12 protein-coding genes are annotated in these 15,629 nt (G+C 71.6%); 9 read left to right on the forward strand and 3 right to left on the reverse strand.

Annotated elements, in window-relative coordinates:
- The 3 genes from B0E54_RS32615 to B0E54_RS13290 all read left to right on the forward strand — a co-directional run.
- Window positions 1-1,454, forward strand: a 1,454-nt coding sequence (locus tag B0E54_RS32615; RefSeq protein WP_305076129.1) for a LuxR family transcriptional regulator, incomplete at its 5' end; no start/stop codon positions are given.
- A gap of 60 nt (window positions 1,455-1,514) precedes the next feature.
- A complete protein-coding gene (locus B0E54_RS13285; RefSeq protein ID WP_234583703.1) occupies window positions 1,515-2,663 on the forward strand; it encodes an acyl-CoA dehydrogenase family protein in 1,149 nt (382 codons plus the stop codon).
- A 16-nt stretch (window positions 2,664-2,679) separates the two neighbouring features.
- On the forward strand, window positions 2,680-3,144 hold the full coding sequence (locus B0E54_RS13290; RefSeq protein WP_234583704.1) for a MaoC family dehydratase: 465 nt from the start codon (window positions 2,680-2,682) through the stop codon (window positions 3,142-3,144).
- Between the two features lie 264 nt (window positions 3,145-3,408).
- Here the strand turns inward: B0E54_RS13290 and B0E54_RS13295 are convergent, their stop codons facing one another.
- From B0E54_RS13295 to B0E54_RS13305, 3 genes are all read right to left on the reverse strand, one after another.
- The gene (locus B0E54_RS13295; protein WP_234583705.1) at window positions 3,409-4,623 is read right to left on the reverse strand and encodes a cellulose binding domain-containing protein; all 1,215 of its coding nucleotides are present in this window, start codon (window positions 4,621-4,623) and stop codon (window positions 3,409-3,411) included.
- A 270-nt stretch (window positions 4,624-4,893) separates the two neighbouring features.
- Window positions 4,894-5,904, reverse strand: coding sequence for an acetylxylan esterase (locus tag B0E54_RS13300; protein WP_234583707.1), 1,011 nt, complete (start codon window positions 5,902-5,904; stop codon window positions 4,894-4,896).
- A 14-nt stretch (window positions 5,905-5,918) separates the two neighbouring features.
- The gene (locus tag B0E54_RS13305; protein ID WP_234583708.1) at window positions 5,919-6,953 is read right to left on the reverse strand and encodes a LacI family DNA-binding transcriptional regulator; all 1,035 of its coding nucleotides are present in this window, start codon (window positions 6,951-6,953) and stop codon (window positions 5,919-5,921) included.
- Between the two features lie 316 nt (window positions 6,954-7,269).
- Here B0E54_RS13305 and B0E54_RS13310 point away from each other — a divergent pair, with 316 nt between their 5' ends.
- From B0E54_RS13310 to B0E54_RS13335, 6 genes are all read left to right on the forward strand, one after another.
- Complete coding sequence (locus B0E54_RS13310) at window positions 7,270-9,660, forward strand: glycoside hydrolase family 3 N-terminal domain-containing protein (RefSeq protein WP_234583709.1); 2,391 nt, start codon at window positions 7,270-7,272, stop codon at window positions 9,658-9,660.
- A gap of 9 nt (window positions 9,661-9,669) precedes the next feature.
- The gene (locus B0E54_RS13315) at window positions 9,670-10,662 is read left to right on the forward strand and encodes a sugar ABC transporter permease (protein ID WP_234583710.1); all 993 of its coding nucleotides are present in this window, start codon (window positions 9,670-9,672) and stop codon (window positions 10,660-10,662) included.
- The gene (locus B0E54_RS13320) at window positions 10,659-11,597 is read left to right on the forward strand and encodes a carbohydrate ABC transporter permease (protein WP_234583711.1); all 939 of its coding nucleotides are present in this window, start codon (window positions 10,659-10,661) and stop codon (window positions 11,595-11,597) included. Before B0E54_RS13315 ends, B0E54_RS13320 begins: the two co-directional genes overlap by 4 nt.
- A 45-nt stretch (window positions 11,598-11,642) precedes the next feature.
- The gene (locus B0E54_RS13325) at window positions 11,643-13,286 is read left to right on the forward strand and encodes an extracellular solute-binding protein (protein ID WP_234583712.1); all 1,644 of its coding nucleotides are present in this window, start codon (window positions 11,643-11,645) and stop codon (window positions 13,284-13,286) included.
- Between the two features lie 96 nt (window positions 13,287-13,382).
- Window positions 13,383-14,915, forward strand: a complete 1,533-nt coding sequence (locus B0E54_RS13330) for a xylan 1,4-beta-xylosidase (RefSeq protein ID WP_234583713.1) — start codon at window positions 13,383-13,385, stop codon at window positions 14,913-14,915.
- Complete coding sequence (locus B0E54_RS13335; RefSeq protein ID WP_234583714.1) at window positions 14,912-15,598, forward strand: DUF624 domain-containing protein; 687 nt, start codon at window positions 14,912-14,914, stop codon at window positions 15,596-15,598. The genes B0E54_RS13330 and B0E54_RS13335 overlap by 4 nt, the downstream gene beginning before the upstream one ends.
- The last annotated feature ends 31 nt before the right edge of the window (window positions 15,599-15,629 follow it).

Raw genomic sequence — 15,629 nt, forward strand, 5'->3', positions numbered from 1 at the left:
CGCGCCTGCTCGCCGCCGCCCGCTACGCCTGGACCGCCGGGCAACCCGGCCAGGCCCGACTCCTGCTCGACCGCCTCCGCGCGACCTGCGCGGACCCGACCGTCACCGGGTACGCCGGGCTGCTGCGCGGCGAGCTGCAACTGCGCTGTGACGACGCCGCCGGCGCGGCGGCCACGCTGGTGTCCGCCGCGCGTGCGGTGGCCGGGACCGACCGTGCCGCGGCCGTGGAGCTGACGGGTTGCCTCGTCACCGGGGTGGCCGCCACGCTGCGGGGTGACCACGAGCGGGCCGGGCCCGCGCTACGCCGAGCCGTCGTGCTGGGCGGCCGGTTGGCCGGGCCGGCGCTGACCCCGACCGCGCTCAGCTGCGCGGCGGCGGCCGGGCTGGTGGTGGCCGTGGACAGCGCCGCGCACCGGCTCGCCGAGCGCGCCGTCGGGTTGGCGCGGGAGCGGGGCGAGCTGTCCATGCTGTCCCGGGCGTTGGAGCTGCGCGCGGTCGCCGAGTACTGGCTGGGGCGGCACGAGGCGGCGGCGGAGACCTCCCGTGACGGGCTGCGGGTCGCCCGCGCCACCGGCCAGTTCAACTGCGCCAACGTCCACCTGGGCATGCTCGCCGTGCTGGCCGCCGTCCGGGCCGACCGGGAGGCCAGCCTGCGGTGGATCCGCGAAATCGGCCCGACGCCGACGCCGGGCAGCCGACCACACGCGCTCGCCGGATGGGCGCTGGCCGTGCTCGACCTCGTCGACGGTCGGCACGCCGAGGCGGCGGCCCGACTGGCGTCGCTGGCCCGGCTCGGCACCGGCCGGGGTCAGGTGCTCGTCCAGGTGATGGCTACCCCGTACCTGGTGGAGGCGGCGGCCCACCTGCCGCACCGGCCGGCGGCGACGGCCGCGCTCGCCGCCTTCGACAGGTGGGCGAGCAGCACCGCGAGCCCGCTGCGGCGGGCACTTTCGGCCCGGTGTCACGCGCTGCTCGCGCCCCGGGGCGGCGTCGAGGCGGAGCAGGAGTTCCGGACCGCGCTGCGACTGCACCCGACGGAGGATGGTGCGTTCGAACGGGCGCGCACGGAGCTGCTCTTCGGTCAGGAGCTGCGGCGCAGCCGGCGTCCGCGGGACGCCCGGGGGCACCTGCACCAGGCCCGGGAGACGTTCACGTTGCTCGGCGCGGATCGCTGGGCCGAGCAGGCCACGGCCGAGCTGCGCGCCGCCGGGGAGTCGGTCGGTCCGCCGGACCTGCCGGCGGCGCGGTTGCTGACCGGTCAGCAGCTGCGGATCGCGCAACTGGTCGCCGAGGGCGCGACCAACCGGGAGATCGCCGCCCGGATGTTCCTGTCCACCCGCACTGTCGACCACCACCTGCGCAACGTCTTCCACCGGCTGGGCATCCGCTCCCGTACCGAATTGGCCCGTACCTTCGCCGCCGAGCCGCACGCCGGTCTGGCCTCCGACAGGTGAGCGCGCAACGGGGATGGTCCGGTCTGGACGGCGTAAACTATCACCGCTAGTTTATGCGTCATGGAGCTCACCCTGTCCGCCGAGCAGACGGCGGTCCGTCAGCTCGCCGCCGAGTTCGCCGACCGGGAGTTGACGCCGCACGCCGCCGCGTGGGATCGGCGCGAGTCGGTCGACCCGGCCATCGTCGGCAAGCTCGGCGACCTCGGCTTCCTCGGGCTGACCATCCCCGAGTCCGACGGTGGCTCCGGCGGCGACCACCTCGCGTACTGCCTGGTCCTTGAGGAGCTGGGCCGGGGCGACTCGGCCGTGCGTGGCATCGTCTCCGTCTCGCTCGGCCTGGTCGCCAAGTCGATCGCCGCCCACGGGTCGGCCGCGCAGCGGGCCGAGTGGTTGCCCCGGCTCTGCTCCGGGGACGCGCTCGGCTGTTTCGGGCTCACCGAGCCGGACAGCGGATCCGACGCGGCCGCGTTGCGCACCCGCGCGGTCCGCGACGGCGACGACTGGCTGCTCACCGGCACGAAGACGTTCATCACCAACGGCACGACCGCCGACGTCGCTCTGATCTTCGCCCGCACCGGCGGTCCCGGCCACCGGGGGATCACCGCGTTCCTGGTGCCCACCGACAGTCCGGGCCTGACCCGCCGCGAGATCCACGGCAAGCTCGGCCTGCGCGGGCAGGCCACCGGCGAGCTGCGTCTCGACGACGTACGGGTGCCCGACGCCGCCCGCCTCGGGGCCGAGGGCGCCGGCTTCCGGCTGGCCCTGGCCACCCTCGCCAAGGGGCGGATGTCGGTGGCGGCCGGCTGCGTCGGCATCGCCCAGGGGTGCCTCGACGCGGCGGTCGGCTACGCCGGGCAGCGGACCCAGTTCGGCAAGCCGATCGCCGGTCACCAACTCGTCCAGCAGCTGCTCGCGGCCATCGCCGTCGACACGGCGGCCGCCCGCCTGCTGGTCTGGCAGGTCGCCGACCTGATCGACCGCGACCAGCCGTTCGCCACCGAGGCGTCGATGGCGAAGCTCTTCGCCAGCGAGGCCGCCGTCCGCGCGGCCAACAACGCGGTCCAGGTCTTCGGTGGGTACGGCTACATCGACGAGTACCCGGTCGGCAAGTACCTGCGCGACGCGCGGGTCGCCACCCTCTACGAGGGCACCAGCCAGATCCAACAGCTCCTGATCGGACGCGCGCTCACCGGCGTCAACGCCTTCTAGCTCAAAGGACATCCGGATGCGAGTCTTCACCTCCCTCGACGAGCTGACCACCGCGGTCGGCGAGACCCTCGGGCCCGGCCCCTGGCAGCGGATCGAGCAGGACCGCGTGAACCTCTTCGCCGACGCCACCGACGACCACCAGTGGATCCACGTCGACCCGGTACGCGCGGCGGCCGGACCGTTCGGCGCCACGATCGCGCACGGCTACCTGACCCTGTCGCTGTTGCCGGCTCTGGCCGGTCGGCTGTACCGCGTCGAGGGGGTCGCGATGGGGGTCAACTACGGGCTGAACCGGGTGCGCTTCCCCGCGCCGCTGCGGGTCGGCGCCGCCGTGCGGGCCACCGCCGTCATCGCTGAGGTGTCACCGGTCAGCGGTGGGGTGCAGATGGTCACGGCGGTGACGGTGGAGAGTGACGCCGGGGGCAAGCCCGTGTGCGTCGCCGAGACGGTGAGCCGCCTCTACGGCGAGGCGAGCCGCTGACCGGTGCGGGGGCGGGCGACTTCTGTCGCCGCCCCCGCAGCCCGTCGTCTGTCCGGCCCCGGGCGGCGCCGCGTTGGTTGCGCCGCCGCTGGTCCCGCTGCGCTGCCTGGCGTTACCCGCGCCGGGTCAAGGACCACCAGCGGGCCCTTTGCTCTGCTTCAACCGACGCAACAGTGAGAGCCCGTTTGTGTTGCCTGGATTGAAGCAGAGCAAAGGGTGTGGGGAAGGTGTGCCCGCCCCCGCGTCCCGCTGCCGGTGCGGGGGTCAGGCGACCGCGCAGGCGGTGCCGTTGAGCGCGAAGGCGGACGGCCGGCCGGTGTTGCCGGTGTGGGTGGCCTGGAAGCCGATGTCGACAGACGTGTTCGGGGCGATGGTGCCGTTGTACGAGACGTTGCTCGCGGTCACCGCCCCGCTCGACGGGGAGTAGCTGGCGTTCCAGCCGCCGGTGATGGTCTGGCCGCTGGGCAGGGTGAACGTCAGAGCCCAGCCGTTGACCGCGCTGCTACCGGTGTTGGTGACCGACACGGCAGCGGTGAGCCCGTTGTTCCAGGCGTTGACCGTGTACGTGACCCGGCATCCCCCGGACGGCGGGGGCGTGGTGGGCGGCGCGGTCGTGGGCGGTGCCGTGGTCGGCGGCGCGGTGGTGGGCGGTGCCGTGGTCGGCGGTGCCGTGGTGGGTGGCGCGGTGGTCGGTGGTGCGGTGGTCGGCGGCGTGTCGCCGCCGATGCTGCCGGGCACCGTGCGCAGCGCGTCGTACCAGGCGACGGCCATCTTGCGGTAACCAGTGGCGTTGGGGTGTACGCCGTCGGCCAGGTCGCTGAGCGTCAGCGCGCGGTACATGTCGACCAGGTGGACGCGCTTGCCGGCGGCGGCCCGGGTCTGAACGATCCCCGGGATCGCCGCGTTGTAGCCGCGGACCTGGGTGTCCGCGCCGGACTTCGGGATGATCGTCGCGACGAACACGTCCGCGTTCGGTGCGGTGTTGGTGATGCGATCGACCAGGGTGGCCAGGCGGGCCGGAGCGCCGGACGTGTCCCCGTACATGTCGTTGGTGCCGATGTGCAGCAGCACGGTCCGCGGGTTCGTGGCGCGCAGCCAGTTGACGATGTTGGCGTCGATCTGGGCGATGGTCCAGCCGGAGTGGCCCTCGTGGTCGTGGTCACCGAGACTCGCCGGACCGTTGAACCCGGAACCGACGAAGTCGATCCGGTATCCGCCGGAGACGAACCGGTTCCAGAGTTCGATGCGGTAGCCACCGGCGACGTTGAAGCCGTCGGTGATCGAGTCGCCGAGGGGCATGACACGTACCCCGCCGTTGGACTCGGCGCTCGCGGGCGTCGTCGCTACCGGGACGGCGGCGGTCATGGCCGCGACGGCGGCCAGGGCCGCCCACCACAAACGGGCCCGGCGGGGCCTCGACGTCGGCGCGGTGGTGGCGGGCGGTGGGGGGACGGGGTTGCCAAGGGTCGGTCTGCTCATGGGGCTTCCTCAGGTGGTGGGAGCACGACAGCGGCGGCCCGCCGACGAGGCGGAACCGCGCGGTACGCGAGAGTGAGCTGCGCGAGGACCAGGAACCCGGACGTCATCACACCGCTGGTCGAACGCTCTGGTCATCGACGGTCGGAGGCGACGGATCGATGGGCCCCGGCCGGGATGTGCCCTGCACCCCGCCTGGACGCACCATAGCTTGTTATCGCTAACACCGGCAATGGATCGAACGTCGACGATGCTCGGGAGTGGACGATGCGGTCAGTCCCGGCCGGTCGTGTCGGTCGGCGCGAGCCGCGCGGCGAGCCAGCGCAGCTGCCGCCGGACGTGCACGGCCTCGCCGCCCTCGTGGCCGTTGAACGGGTAGACGTGCATCTCCCGCTCGGGCGCGACGGGCTGTCCGGCCGCGGCGCCGTACTGGTTGTAGGCGGCGAAGCCGGTGCTCGGCGGGCAGACGGTGTCGCGCAGGCCGATCCCGAAGTGCGCCGGCGCGGTCGCCCGCCGGGCGAAGGTCACCCCGTCGACGTAGGACAGAGTGTGCCGGACCGCGTCCTCGGCCTCCCGGTGCACCGCCAGGTAACGGCCGATCTCGCCGTACGGCGAGACGTCGCTGAGTGTGATGGCGCGCTGGACGTCGCACAGGAACGGCGCCGTCGCCAGCACCGCCGCGAGGTCGTCGACGAGGCCGGCCACCGCCAGGGCCAGGCCGCCGCCCTGGCTGTTGCCGACCACGGCGATCCGGTCCGCGTCGACCCCGGGCAGGGCGCGTACGGCGTCGACGGCCCGGACCGCGTCGGTGATCAGACGTCGGTAGTGGTAGTCGTGCGGGTCGAGGATTCCCGAGGTGGCCGGCCAAGGGCCGCCGGGCCTGCCGTGCGGGTCGGCCGTGTCACCGGCGCCGTGCTGCCCCGCCTGACCCCGGTTGTCCATCAGCAGGTGCGCGTACCCGGCGACCGGCCAGGTCAGCCGCTCGTGCGGCAGGCCGCGTCCGCGCCCGTAACCGGCGTACTCCACCACGGCCGGCAGCGGTCCGGGTACGCCCGCGGGGCGGGTGTACCAGGCGCGCACCGGGTCACCGCCGAAGCCGGCGAACGTGACGTCCCAGGAGTCGAGCAGGGGCAGGTCGGTGGGCTCGGGGCGGACGTCCACCAGCACCGGACGGCTGGCCGCCTCGGCGAGGGTGTTCCGCCAGAACCTGTCGAAGTCCGCGGGCTCGGCGACGGTCGGCACGTATCGCGCAAGCTCGTCGAGGGCGGGGTCGGAGTACGGCACGGGTCCTCGCAGGGTCAGGGCTGCTGGGCGGGGGGTGCGGTGCTCTCCCGGACGACCAGCTCGGTCACCAGGTCGATCCGGCTGGTCGCCGGGCCATTGCCGGCGATCAGGTCGAGCAGCATCTGGGTGGCGATGCCCGCCATGTCGCGCAGCGGCTGGTTGATGGTGGTGAGAGCCGGATAGGTCCAGGTGGCGACGGGCAGGTTGTCGTACCCGATCACGGAGAGGTCCTCGGGGACCCGCAGGCCGCACTGCCGGGCGGCCCGGAGCACCCCCATGGCCTGGGTGTCCGAGCCGGCGAATATCGCCGTCGGCCGGTCCGGCCGTCTCAGCAACTCGAGCCCGTGGGCGTGCCCGGCGCCGGCCGAGAAACTGCCGTAGCGGACCAGCTCGCGGTCGACGGTCAACCCGATCTCCTCATGCGCGTGCTGGAAGCCCGCGGCGCGGGCCCGGCTGCACAGCACGTCGGGCGGCCCGGAGATGACGGCGTTTCGGCGGTGGCCCAGCTCCAGCAGGTGTCGAGCGGCGAGCAGGCCGCCGTTCCAGTTGTTCGACCCGACCGTGGGCACGGAGGCCGAGGTCGCGCTGTCGGTGTCGATCACGACGAACGGGACGCCCTGGCGGCGCAGCTGCTGTTGCTGCGTCTCGGCCAGGTGGCACAGGACGAGCAGCACGCCCAGCGGGCGTTGGCTGAGCAGCGTGTCGAGCCACCGTTGCGGTGGCCGGTGCGCGCCGTCGAGTTGGGAGACCGCGAGGCCGATGCCGGCGATGCTGGTCACCGCCTCGGCGCCGCGCAGGACCTCCATCGCCCAGCCGGTGTCGAACTCGTGGAACACCAGATCGATCCGCCCCGCGCTGGACGACCGCCGCGCACGGCGCTGGTACCGGTGCCGGTCGAGACTCTCCTCGACCCGTGCCCTGGTGCCGGCGGCGACATCCTCGTGGCCGTTGAGGACCTTGGACACCGTGGCCACCGACACGCCGACGTCGTGGGCGATCGTCGCGATGGTGGTGGAGGCGGGTGGGTCGAGCGGGCGGTGCTCTGTCATCGCAGCCTCATGCAGCGTCGAAATTTTCGGAAGACCTTAACACGACCAGCCGGTCATGACGGTCGATGTGGCCGCAGGTCGGGCGCGGCCACGGCGGTTCTGCGGCCCGGTCATGACTGAGCGCGATCGGCGGTGCCACTGGCCGTACGAAGGAGCCGTCCCGCAACCAATCGAGCCCCTTGACTACATCCCGGCGGTGGACTTAGGTTGCCGAAAAGGTTGCTTGGGTTTCCGGAAAGTTTCGGATCGCACACCGTCCGCCACGGACCGGTCCCACGAGGGTGCGGGAACGTGGCCGGAGCTAAGGGGTCTCGGCATGAGAAGTCAGCTGCCCGCCGACGGCGAACCGGCGTCGCGCGACGCCACACCCTGGCGGGACGTGCGGCTGTCACCGGCCGAGCGGGCCGAGGCGCTGCTCCCGCTGATGTCGGTGCAGGAGAAGATCGCCCAGCTCGTCGGCGTCTGGGTCGGCGCCGACGCCTCCGGCGAGGGCGTCGCTCCCCACCAGTCCGACATGGTCGCCGAGACGCCGGCGTGGGACGACGTCATCTCCCACGGGCTGGGCCAGCTCACCCGGCCGTTCGGCACCGCGCCGGTCGACCCGGTGCTCGGCGCCAGGTCGCTGGCGGCCTCCCAGGCACAGATCGTCGCCGCCAGCCGGTTCGGCATTCCCGCCCAGGTGCACGAGGAGTGCCTCACCGGGTTCGCGGCCTGGCAGGCCACCGTCTACCCGACCCCGCTGGGCTGGGGCGCGTCCTTCGACCCCGACCTGGTCCAGGAGATGGCCGGCCGGATCGGCAGGTCCATGCGCGCCGCGGGCGTGCACCAGGGGCTCGCGCCCGTCGTCGACGTCACCCGCGACTACCGCTGGGGCCGCACCGAGGAGACGATCGGGGAGGACCCGTACCTGGTGGGAACGACCGGCGCGGCGTACGTGCGGGGCCTGGAGAACGCCGGCGTGGTGGCCACCCTCAAGCACTTCGCCGGCTACTCGGCCTCCCGGGGTGGCCGCAACCTCGCCCCGGTGTCGATGGGGCGCCGTGAACTGGCCGACGTCATCCTGCCGCCGTTCGAGATGGCCCTGCGCCTCGGCGGCGCGCGGTCGGTGATGAACTCCTACGCCGAGATCGACGGCATGCCGGCCGCCGCCGACGAGCACCTGCTGACCGGGCTGCTGCGCGACGAGTGGGGTTTCACCGGCACCGTGGTGGCCGACTACTTCGCCGTACGGTTCCTGCAGACCCTGCACGGTGTCGCCGAGGGCGCGGCCGACGCCGCCCACCTGGCTCTGCGCGCCGGGATCGACGTCGAGCTGCCCACCGTGGACGCCTTCGGCGGCGCGCTGGTGGAGGCCGTCCGCGCCGGCGAGATCGACGAGGCGCTGATCGACCGGGCGTTGCGTCGGGTGCTGATCCAGAAGATCGAGCTCGGCCTGCTCGACGAGGACTGGCACGAGTTGCCCGACGACGTCGCGGACCTGCGCCTCGACGACGAGGCCAGCCGGGACGTCGCCGTACGCCTGGCTCGCGAGTCCGTCGTCCTGTTGCGCAACGACGGTGTCCTGCCGTTGCCCGTCGCGAGCCGGGTCGCCCTGGTGGGTCCGGTCGCCGACGATCCGATGGCCATGCTGGGCTGTTACTCCTTTCCCAACCACGTCGGCGTCAACCACAGCGACCACGGCATGGGCCTGGACATCGCCTCGCTGCGCGAGGAACTGGCCCGCCGCGTCCCCCTGCTCACCCACGAGCCGGGCTGCACCATCACCGGCGAGGACACCTCGGGCATCCCGGCGGCGGTCGCCGCGGCCACCGCGGCCGACGTGTGTGTGCTCGCCGTCGGCGACCGGGCGGGAATGTTCGGCCGGGGCACCTCCGGTGAGGGCTGCGACGCCGCCGACCTGCGCCTGCCCGGGGTGCAGGCCGACCTGGTCCGGGCCGTCCTCGCCACGGGCACCCCGGTCGTGCTGGTGCTGATGACCGGCCGGCCGTACGCGCTCGGCCCGGAGTTCGACGCCGCAGCGGCCGTCGTGCAGGCGTTCTTCCTCGGCCAACTCGGCGCTCAGGCGCTCGCCGAGGTGCTCATCGGCGCGGTGAACCCGTCCGGACGGTTGCCGGTCAGCGTCCCGCGCGACGCCGGCGGCCTGCCGGGCACCTACCTGTCGCCGCCGCTCGGGCACCGCAGCAAGGTGTCCTCGATCGACACGACAGCGGCGTACCCGTTCGGCCACGGCCTGAGCTACACCAGCTTCGAGTGGTCCGACGCCACGGTCGTGTCGCCGGTGGACGGGACCGAGGGCGGGACGACGGCCTGGCCGGTCGACGGCGAGGTACGGGTGCGGATCACCGTCCGCAACACGGGTGACCGGGCCGGCACCGAGGTGGTGCAGCTCTATCTGCACGACCCGGTGGCGCAGACCACCCGCCCGGTGAACCGGCTCGTCGGCTTTGCCCGGGTGCCCCTGGAACCCGGGGCGGAGGCGCACGTGACGTTCGGCGTACCTGCCGACATCGCGTCGTTCACCGGTCGGTCCGGCCGGCGCATCGTCGAGCCCGGCGCGGTGGAGCTGCGGTTCGGGCGGTCGAGCGGGGAGATGGCGGCGGCCCTGCCGCTGCGGCTGACCGGGCCGGAGCGCCAGGTCGGCCACCAGCGGGAACTACTCACGTCGGTGCGGGTCGAGCCCCTGGTGGCCGTACCGCACTCCGCATAGGAGGCGAGGATGACATCCGGAACGTTACGGCCACCGCCACCGGCGCCACCCGGCGCTCCGGCGGAGGCCGCCGTCGGGGTGCCCCGCGCGCCGCGCCGTCGCCGCACCTGGCGGCAGGCGCTGCGCCGGGACTGGCAGCTCTACTCGCTCGCCATCGGGCCTCTGCTGTTCTTCCTGGTCTTCCGGTACCTCCCGATGATCGGCAACATCATCGCGTTCCGCCGGTTCAAGCCCGGCGGCAGCATCTTCGGTGAGTACTGGGTGGGGCTGCGGTACTTCCGGATGTTCCTCGCCGACCCGACGTTCTGGGACGTCTTCACCAACACGCTTGTGCTCGGGACGCTGACCCTGCTGTTCTGCTTCCCGCTGCCGATCGTCCTGGCGCTGCTGCTCAACGAGGTGCGCGCCCGTCGCCTGCGGCGGTTCGTCCAGTCCGTGTCCTACCTGCCGCACTTCCTGTCGATCGTGATCGTGGCGGCCATGGTCATGCAGCTGACCTCGGTCGACGGCACCATCAACCAGATCGTGCAGGCCACCGGCGGCGACGCGGTGCCGTTCCTGCAACGAGCCGAGTGGTTCCGGACCATCTACGTGTCGTCCGAGGTCTGGCAGACGGTCGGCTGGGGCACCATTCTCTACCTCGCCGCGCTCACCACGGTCGACGACGACCTGTACGAGGCGGCCCGCATCGACGGCGCCAACCGGTGGCGGCAGACCTGGCACGTGACGCTGCCGGGCATCCGCCCCACAATGGTGACGTTGCTGATCCTCAACATCGGCAGCTTCATGGCGGTCGGGTTCGAGAAGATCCTGCTGCTCTACAACCCGCTGACCTATCCGACCGCCGACGTTCTCTCCACGTACCTGTTCCGGATGGGCTTCGGGTCCAGCAACTTCAGCTACGCCGCCGCCATCGGGCTGTTCGAGGCGGTCATCGGGCTCACGCTGGTCCTGACGGCGAACCTGATCGCCCGCCGCACCGTGGGGACGAGCCTGTGGTGACCGTCGACGCCGCCGACACGGCCAGCGGCAGCGACCTGCCCGCGCGTGCGCGGCCGCGCGGAATCCGCCCGACCCGCGGCTACCGCGTGTTCCAGGCGTGCAACGCGGTAGTGCTCACCATCGTCGTGGTGGTGACGCTGTTCCCGTTCGTCAACGTCGTGGCCCGCTCGCTCAGCGACGAGCAGTACATCATCGCCGGCAAGGTCAATTTCGTGCCGCGCGGCTTCAACCTGGACACCTACCGGCTGGTGCTGCACGACTCGCTGTTCTGGACGAACTACCGCAACACCGTCTTCTACACGGTCGTCGCCACCGTCATCTCGATCGTGCTGACCACCTGTTACGCCTACGTGCTGTCCAAGAAGCACCTGCGCGGCCGTACGGCTCTGATCGGTATCGCCGTGTTCACCATGTTCTTCACCGGCGGCCTGATCCCCAACTACGTGCTGGTCACCAGCCTGGGCATGAAGAACACCGTCTGGGCCATCGCGGTGCCCAACGCGATAAACGTGTTCAACCTGCTGGTGATGAAGGCGTTCTTCGAGAGTCTGCCCACGGACCTGGAGGAGGCCGCGGCCGTCGACGGGCTCAACACGTACGGCATCCTGCTGCGCATCGTGCTGCCGCTGTCGAAGGCGATCGTCGCCACGATGGTGCTGTTCTACGCCGTTGCCTTCTGGAACTCCTGGTTCGCCGCCTTCCTCTACATGGACCAGCAGGAGCTGTGGCCGGTGACCGTCTATCTGCGCAACCTGATCGCGGGGGCCACCGGCGCGGAGAACGTCGGCGTCATCGCCGAGGCCGACGAGGTGCAGGCCGACGCGACGCTCAAGGCCGTGACGATCGTGCTCACGACCCTGCCGATCCTCGTCGTCTACCCCTTCGTCCAGCGGTACTTCGTCCGCGGCGTGATGCTCGGCGCCGTCAAGGGCTGACCGGCACGTCCACCATTTCCCTTCACCGAACCCGAAAGGACCGCCATGCTCCACCGATCGTGGCGCCGCGCCGCGACAGCGGCAGTAGCCGCGCTGCTCGCGGCCAGCAGTATCGCCGCCTGTAGCGAGGATCCGTCCGACGCCAAGGACTTGTCGGAGAACCGGGCCGGTGCGATGGCCGACTACGCCATCGGCAAGCAGTTCAAGGCGAGCGAGCCGGTCTCCTTCTCCATCCTCTACAACAACCATCCGAACTACCCGCTGCGCGAGGACTGGCTCTTCTGGAACGAGCTGAAGTCGCGGGCCAACGTCACGCTCTCGCCGGTCGCCGTGCCGCTGAGCGACTACGAACAGAAGCGCAGCCTGCTGATCGGCGCCGGCGACGCTCCGATGATCATCCCGAAGACGTACCCCGGCCAGGAGGACGCCTACGTCTCCTCCGGGGCTGTCCTGCCGGTCAGCGACTACCTGGACCTCATGCCCAACCTCCAGGACAAGATCTCGCGGTGGAATCTCAAGCCCGAGATCGACACGCGGCGCCAGGAGGACGGCAAGTTCTACCTGCTGCCGGGCCTGCACGAGAAGCCGTGGCAGGACTACTCGCTGGCGATCCGCACCGACATCCTCGACGAGCTGAAGCTGAGCCCGCCGAAGACCTGGGACGAGCTGTACACGGTGCTCAAGGCCATGAAGGCCAAGTACCCGAACGTGTATCCGTTCTCCGACCGGTGGAGCAAGCCCAACCCGGCCGGCAACCTGCTCAACATCCTGGCCGTGTCGTACGGACTGCAGGGCGCGGGCTGGAACTTCCAGCACACCTCCTGGGACGCGAACGCCAAGAAGTTCGTCTACACCGGCGCCACGGAGCAGTACAAGCAGATGCTCCAGTACCTCAACAAGCTGGTGTCGGAGAAGCTGCTCGACCCGGAGAGCTTCACCCAGACCGACGAACAGGCCCGGCAGAAGCTCGCCAACAGCAAGTCCTTCGTGATCAGCGCCAACGCGCAGGCGGTCGTGAACGACTACCGGCCCGACCTCGCCAAGACCAACCCCAAGGCGAAGATCGCCAAGATCCCGCTGCCGATCGGGCCGGCGGGTGAGGTCAACCCCGCCAGCCGGTTGGAGAACGGCGTGATGATCTCCTCGAAGGCCCGCGAGAGCAAGAACTTCGTGGCGATGATGCAGTTCATCGACTGGCTCTGGTATTCCGACGCCGGTCAGGAGTTCGCCAAGTGGGGCGTCGAGGGAACGACGTTCGTCCGGGACGCCGCCGGCCAGCCCAAGCTCGCGCCCGACGTCAACGTCATCGGTCTGAACCCGAAGGCGCCCAAGCATCTGCAGAAGGACTTCGGCTTCTACAACGGCGTGTTCGCCTACGGTGGCAAGCCGGAGCTGGTGCAGGGCTTCTTCTCCCCGGAGGAGCAGGAGTTCCAGAAGGTGCTGAACGCCCGTCCGCCGGTCGCGGTGCCCCCGCCGCACCCCCTCAGCGACGAGGAGCGCGAGCAGGCGTCGCTGTGGGAGACACCGCTGAAGGACGCCGTCTACCAGGCGACCCTGCAGTTCGCGCTCGGCCAGCGCGACCTCTCCCAGTGGGACGCCTACCTGGCCGAGTTGAAGGGCAAGAACATGGACGCCTACCTGACCATGGTCAACAAGGCGTACGACAGGTACCAGAAGGACCACGGCTGACCGTCGGCCGGTCCGGTCGTGCCCGTCACGACCGGACCGGCCGCGCACCGTCAGTCGCGCACCGCACCGGCCGCGCACCGCACCGAAGAGGACGAGATGACGCGTACGACCGTGTCGGCGGATCCGCAGGGCCGCCTGTCCGATGCCTGGCGCTTCGCCGTCGGCACCGGCCGTTTCGAGTTGGCCCTGCGCCGCGACTACCAGGACTCGCTGGCGCTCATCCAACGCGACATCGGCTTTCGGCACATTCGCGGGCACGGGCTGCTCAGCGACGGTGTCGGTGTGCACCGCCCGTACGAGTACGCCGGCGAGCGCCGGGTGCACCACTCGTTCACCTACGTCGACCAGGTCGTCGACGCGTACCTCGACCTGGGCATCCGCCCCTTCGTGGAGCTGGGGTTCATGCCCAGCGGCCTCGCGTCGGGCGACCAGACGGTGTTCTGGTGGCGGGGCAACGTCACGCCGCCGGAGTCCCACAAGGAGTGGGGCGACCTGGTCCGCGCCACGGTCGCCCACCTGGTCGACAGGTACGGGATCGACGAGGTCCGCGGCTGGCCGATCGAGGTGTGGAACGAGCCGAACCTCGCCGACTTCTGGGCGGGCGCCGACCGCGACGCGTACCACCACCTGTACGAGGTGAGCGCGCACGCCGTCAAGGAGGTGGACGCGTCGTTGCAGGTCGGCGGCCCGGCGATCTCGCCCGGGGCGGACGGTTGGCTGGCGGCGTTCGCCGAGTTCGTCACCGAGCGGCAGGTGCCAGTCGACTTCGTCAGCCGGCACGCGTACACCTCCGGCCCGGCGCGGCACGTGCCGTTCGGCACCCACCAGTCCCTCGCCCCGGCCACGGATCTGCTCACCCAGTTCGCCGCGCCGCGCCGGCACCTGGCCGGCACCGCGCTGGCGGACCTGCCGGTGCACATCACCGAGTTCAACTCCTCCTACCGGCCGGACAACCCGATCCACGACACGGCGTTCCACGCCCCCTACCTCGCACCCGTGCTGGCCGCCGGCGGCGACCTCGTGGACTCCTTCGCGTACTGGACCTTCAGCGACGTGTTCGAGGAGGCGGGGATCCCGACCGGGCTGTTCCACGGCGGGTTCGGCCTGCTCACCCACCGCCAGATCAAGAAACCCACCTACCACCTGTACGCCTTCATGGCCCGCCTCGGCCCCGAGGTGCTGGCGCGCGGCGACGACCACCTGGTCACCTGCCATTCCGACGGACGGGTGGCCGTGCTGGCGTGGGCGCCGGTGGACGTCACCGGACGGTCACCGGCACCCGACCGACACCCCCTGGCGCTGTCGATTCCGCTCGGCTCGCCCCCGACGACCTCGGCGTTCCTGCTCCGCTCGTCGGTCGGCGAGGAGGCCGGCAACGCCTGGGCGGCGTGGGCCGAGATGGGCCGCCCCCGCTCGCCGGGCGTCCGGCAGCTCGACGCGCTGCGGGAGGCGGCGGAACCGTCGCGGACGCACCGTGCCCTGCCGGTCGCCGCCGGCCGGGTCGAGGTGGACCTCACCCTCAGCCGGCACGAGGTCACCCTCCTCGAACTGACCCCGGTCGTGGACGAGACCCCGCCGTGGTGGGACGCCGACGGCCTGCTGGGCGCCGAGCCGGGGGAGGACCGATGACCACCGCGCACGCCCGGCGGCAGTTCGGCGACGGGCCGCTGTCCCGGTTCGCGTCCCGCGTCTACACGCTGCTCGTGGTCGAGGTGCTGCTCCTGGTCACCACGCTGCCCGGCCTGCTCCCGCTGCTGCTGCTCGACCGCGACCCCAGCAACCTGCCGCTGGTCGCGCTCCTGCTGCTGCCGGTCGGTCCGGCGGTCTGCGCGGCCCTGTACGCCCTGCGCCACCAGCGGCCCGACCTGACGGACCTGCGGCCCGCCGCCCTGTTCTGGCGGGGCTACCGGAGCAACGCCACGGGCGCGCTGCGGGTCTGGGCGCCGACGTTGCTGTGGCTGACCGTGCTCGCGCTGAACCTCGCGTATCGAGGTGCGGTCGGCCTCGGGAGGTGGTGGGTGGTGCCGCTGGTCCTGATCGCGGTCGGGGTGACCCTCTGCGCCGCCAACGCTCTGGTGATCACCTCGCTGTTCGAGTTCCGCACCCGCGACGTCCTGCGCCTGGCCGTGCACTTTCTCGTCCGTACCCCCGGGGTCACCGTCGGCAACGCCCTGCTGCTCGCCGCGGCGGCCGGGGTCACCGCGGTCTTCTCCGAGGCCGTCCTGGTGCTGCTCGCCTCGGTCGTGGTGCTGGCGGTCCTGCGCGTCGGCGACCCGATGATCCACCTGATCCGGAAGGAGTTCACCGCATGAGCCTGCCCGCGACCGCCGAGGTGCGCTTCGG

It is taken from the genome of Micromonospora sp. MH99, assembly GCF_021442385.1.
Classification (GTDB): domain Bacteria; phylum Actinomycetota; class Actinomycetes; order Mycobacteriales; family Micromonosporaceae; genus Micromonospora.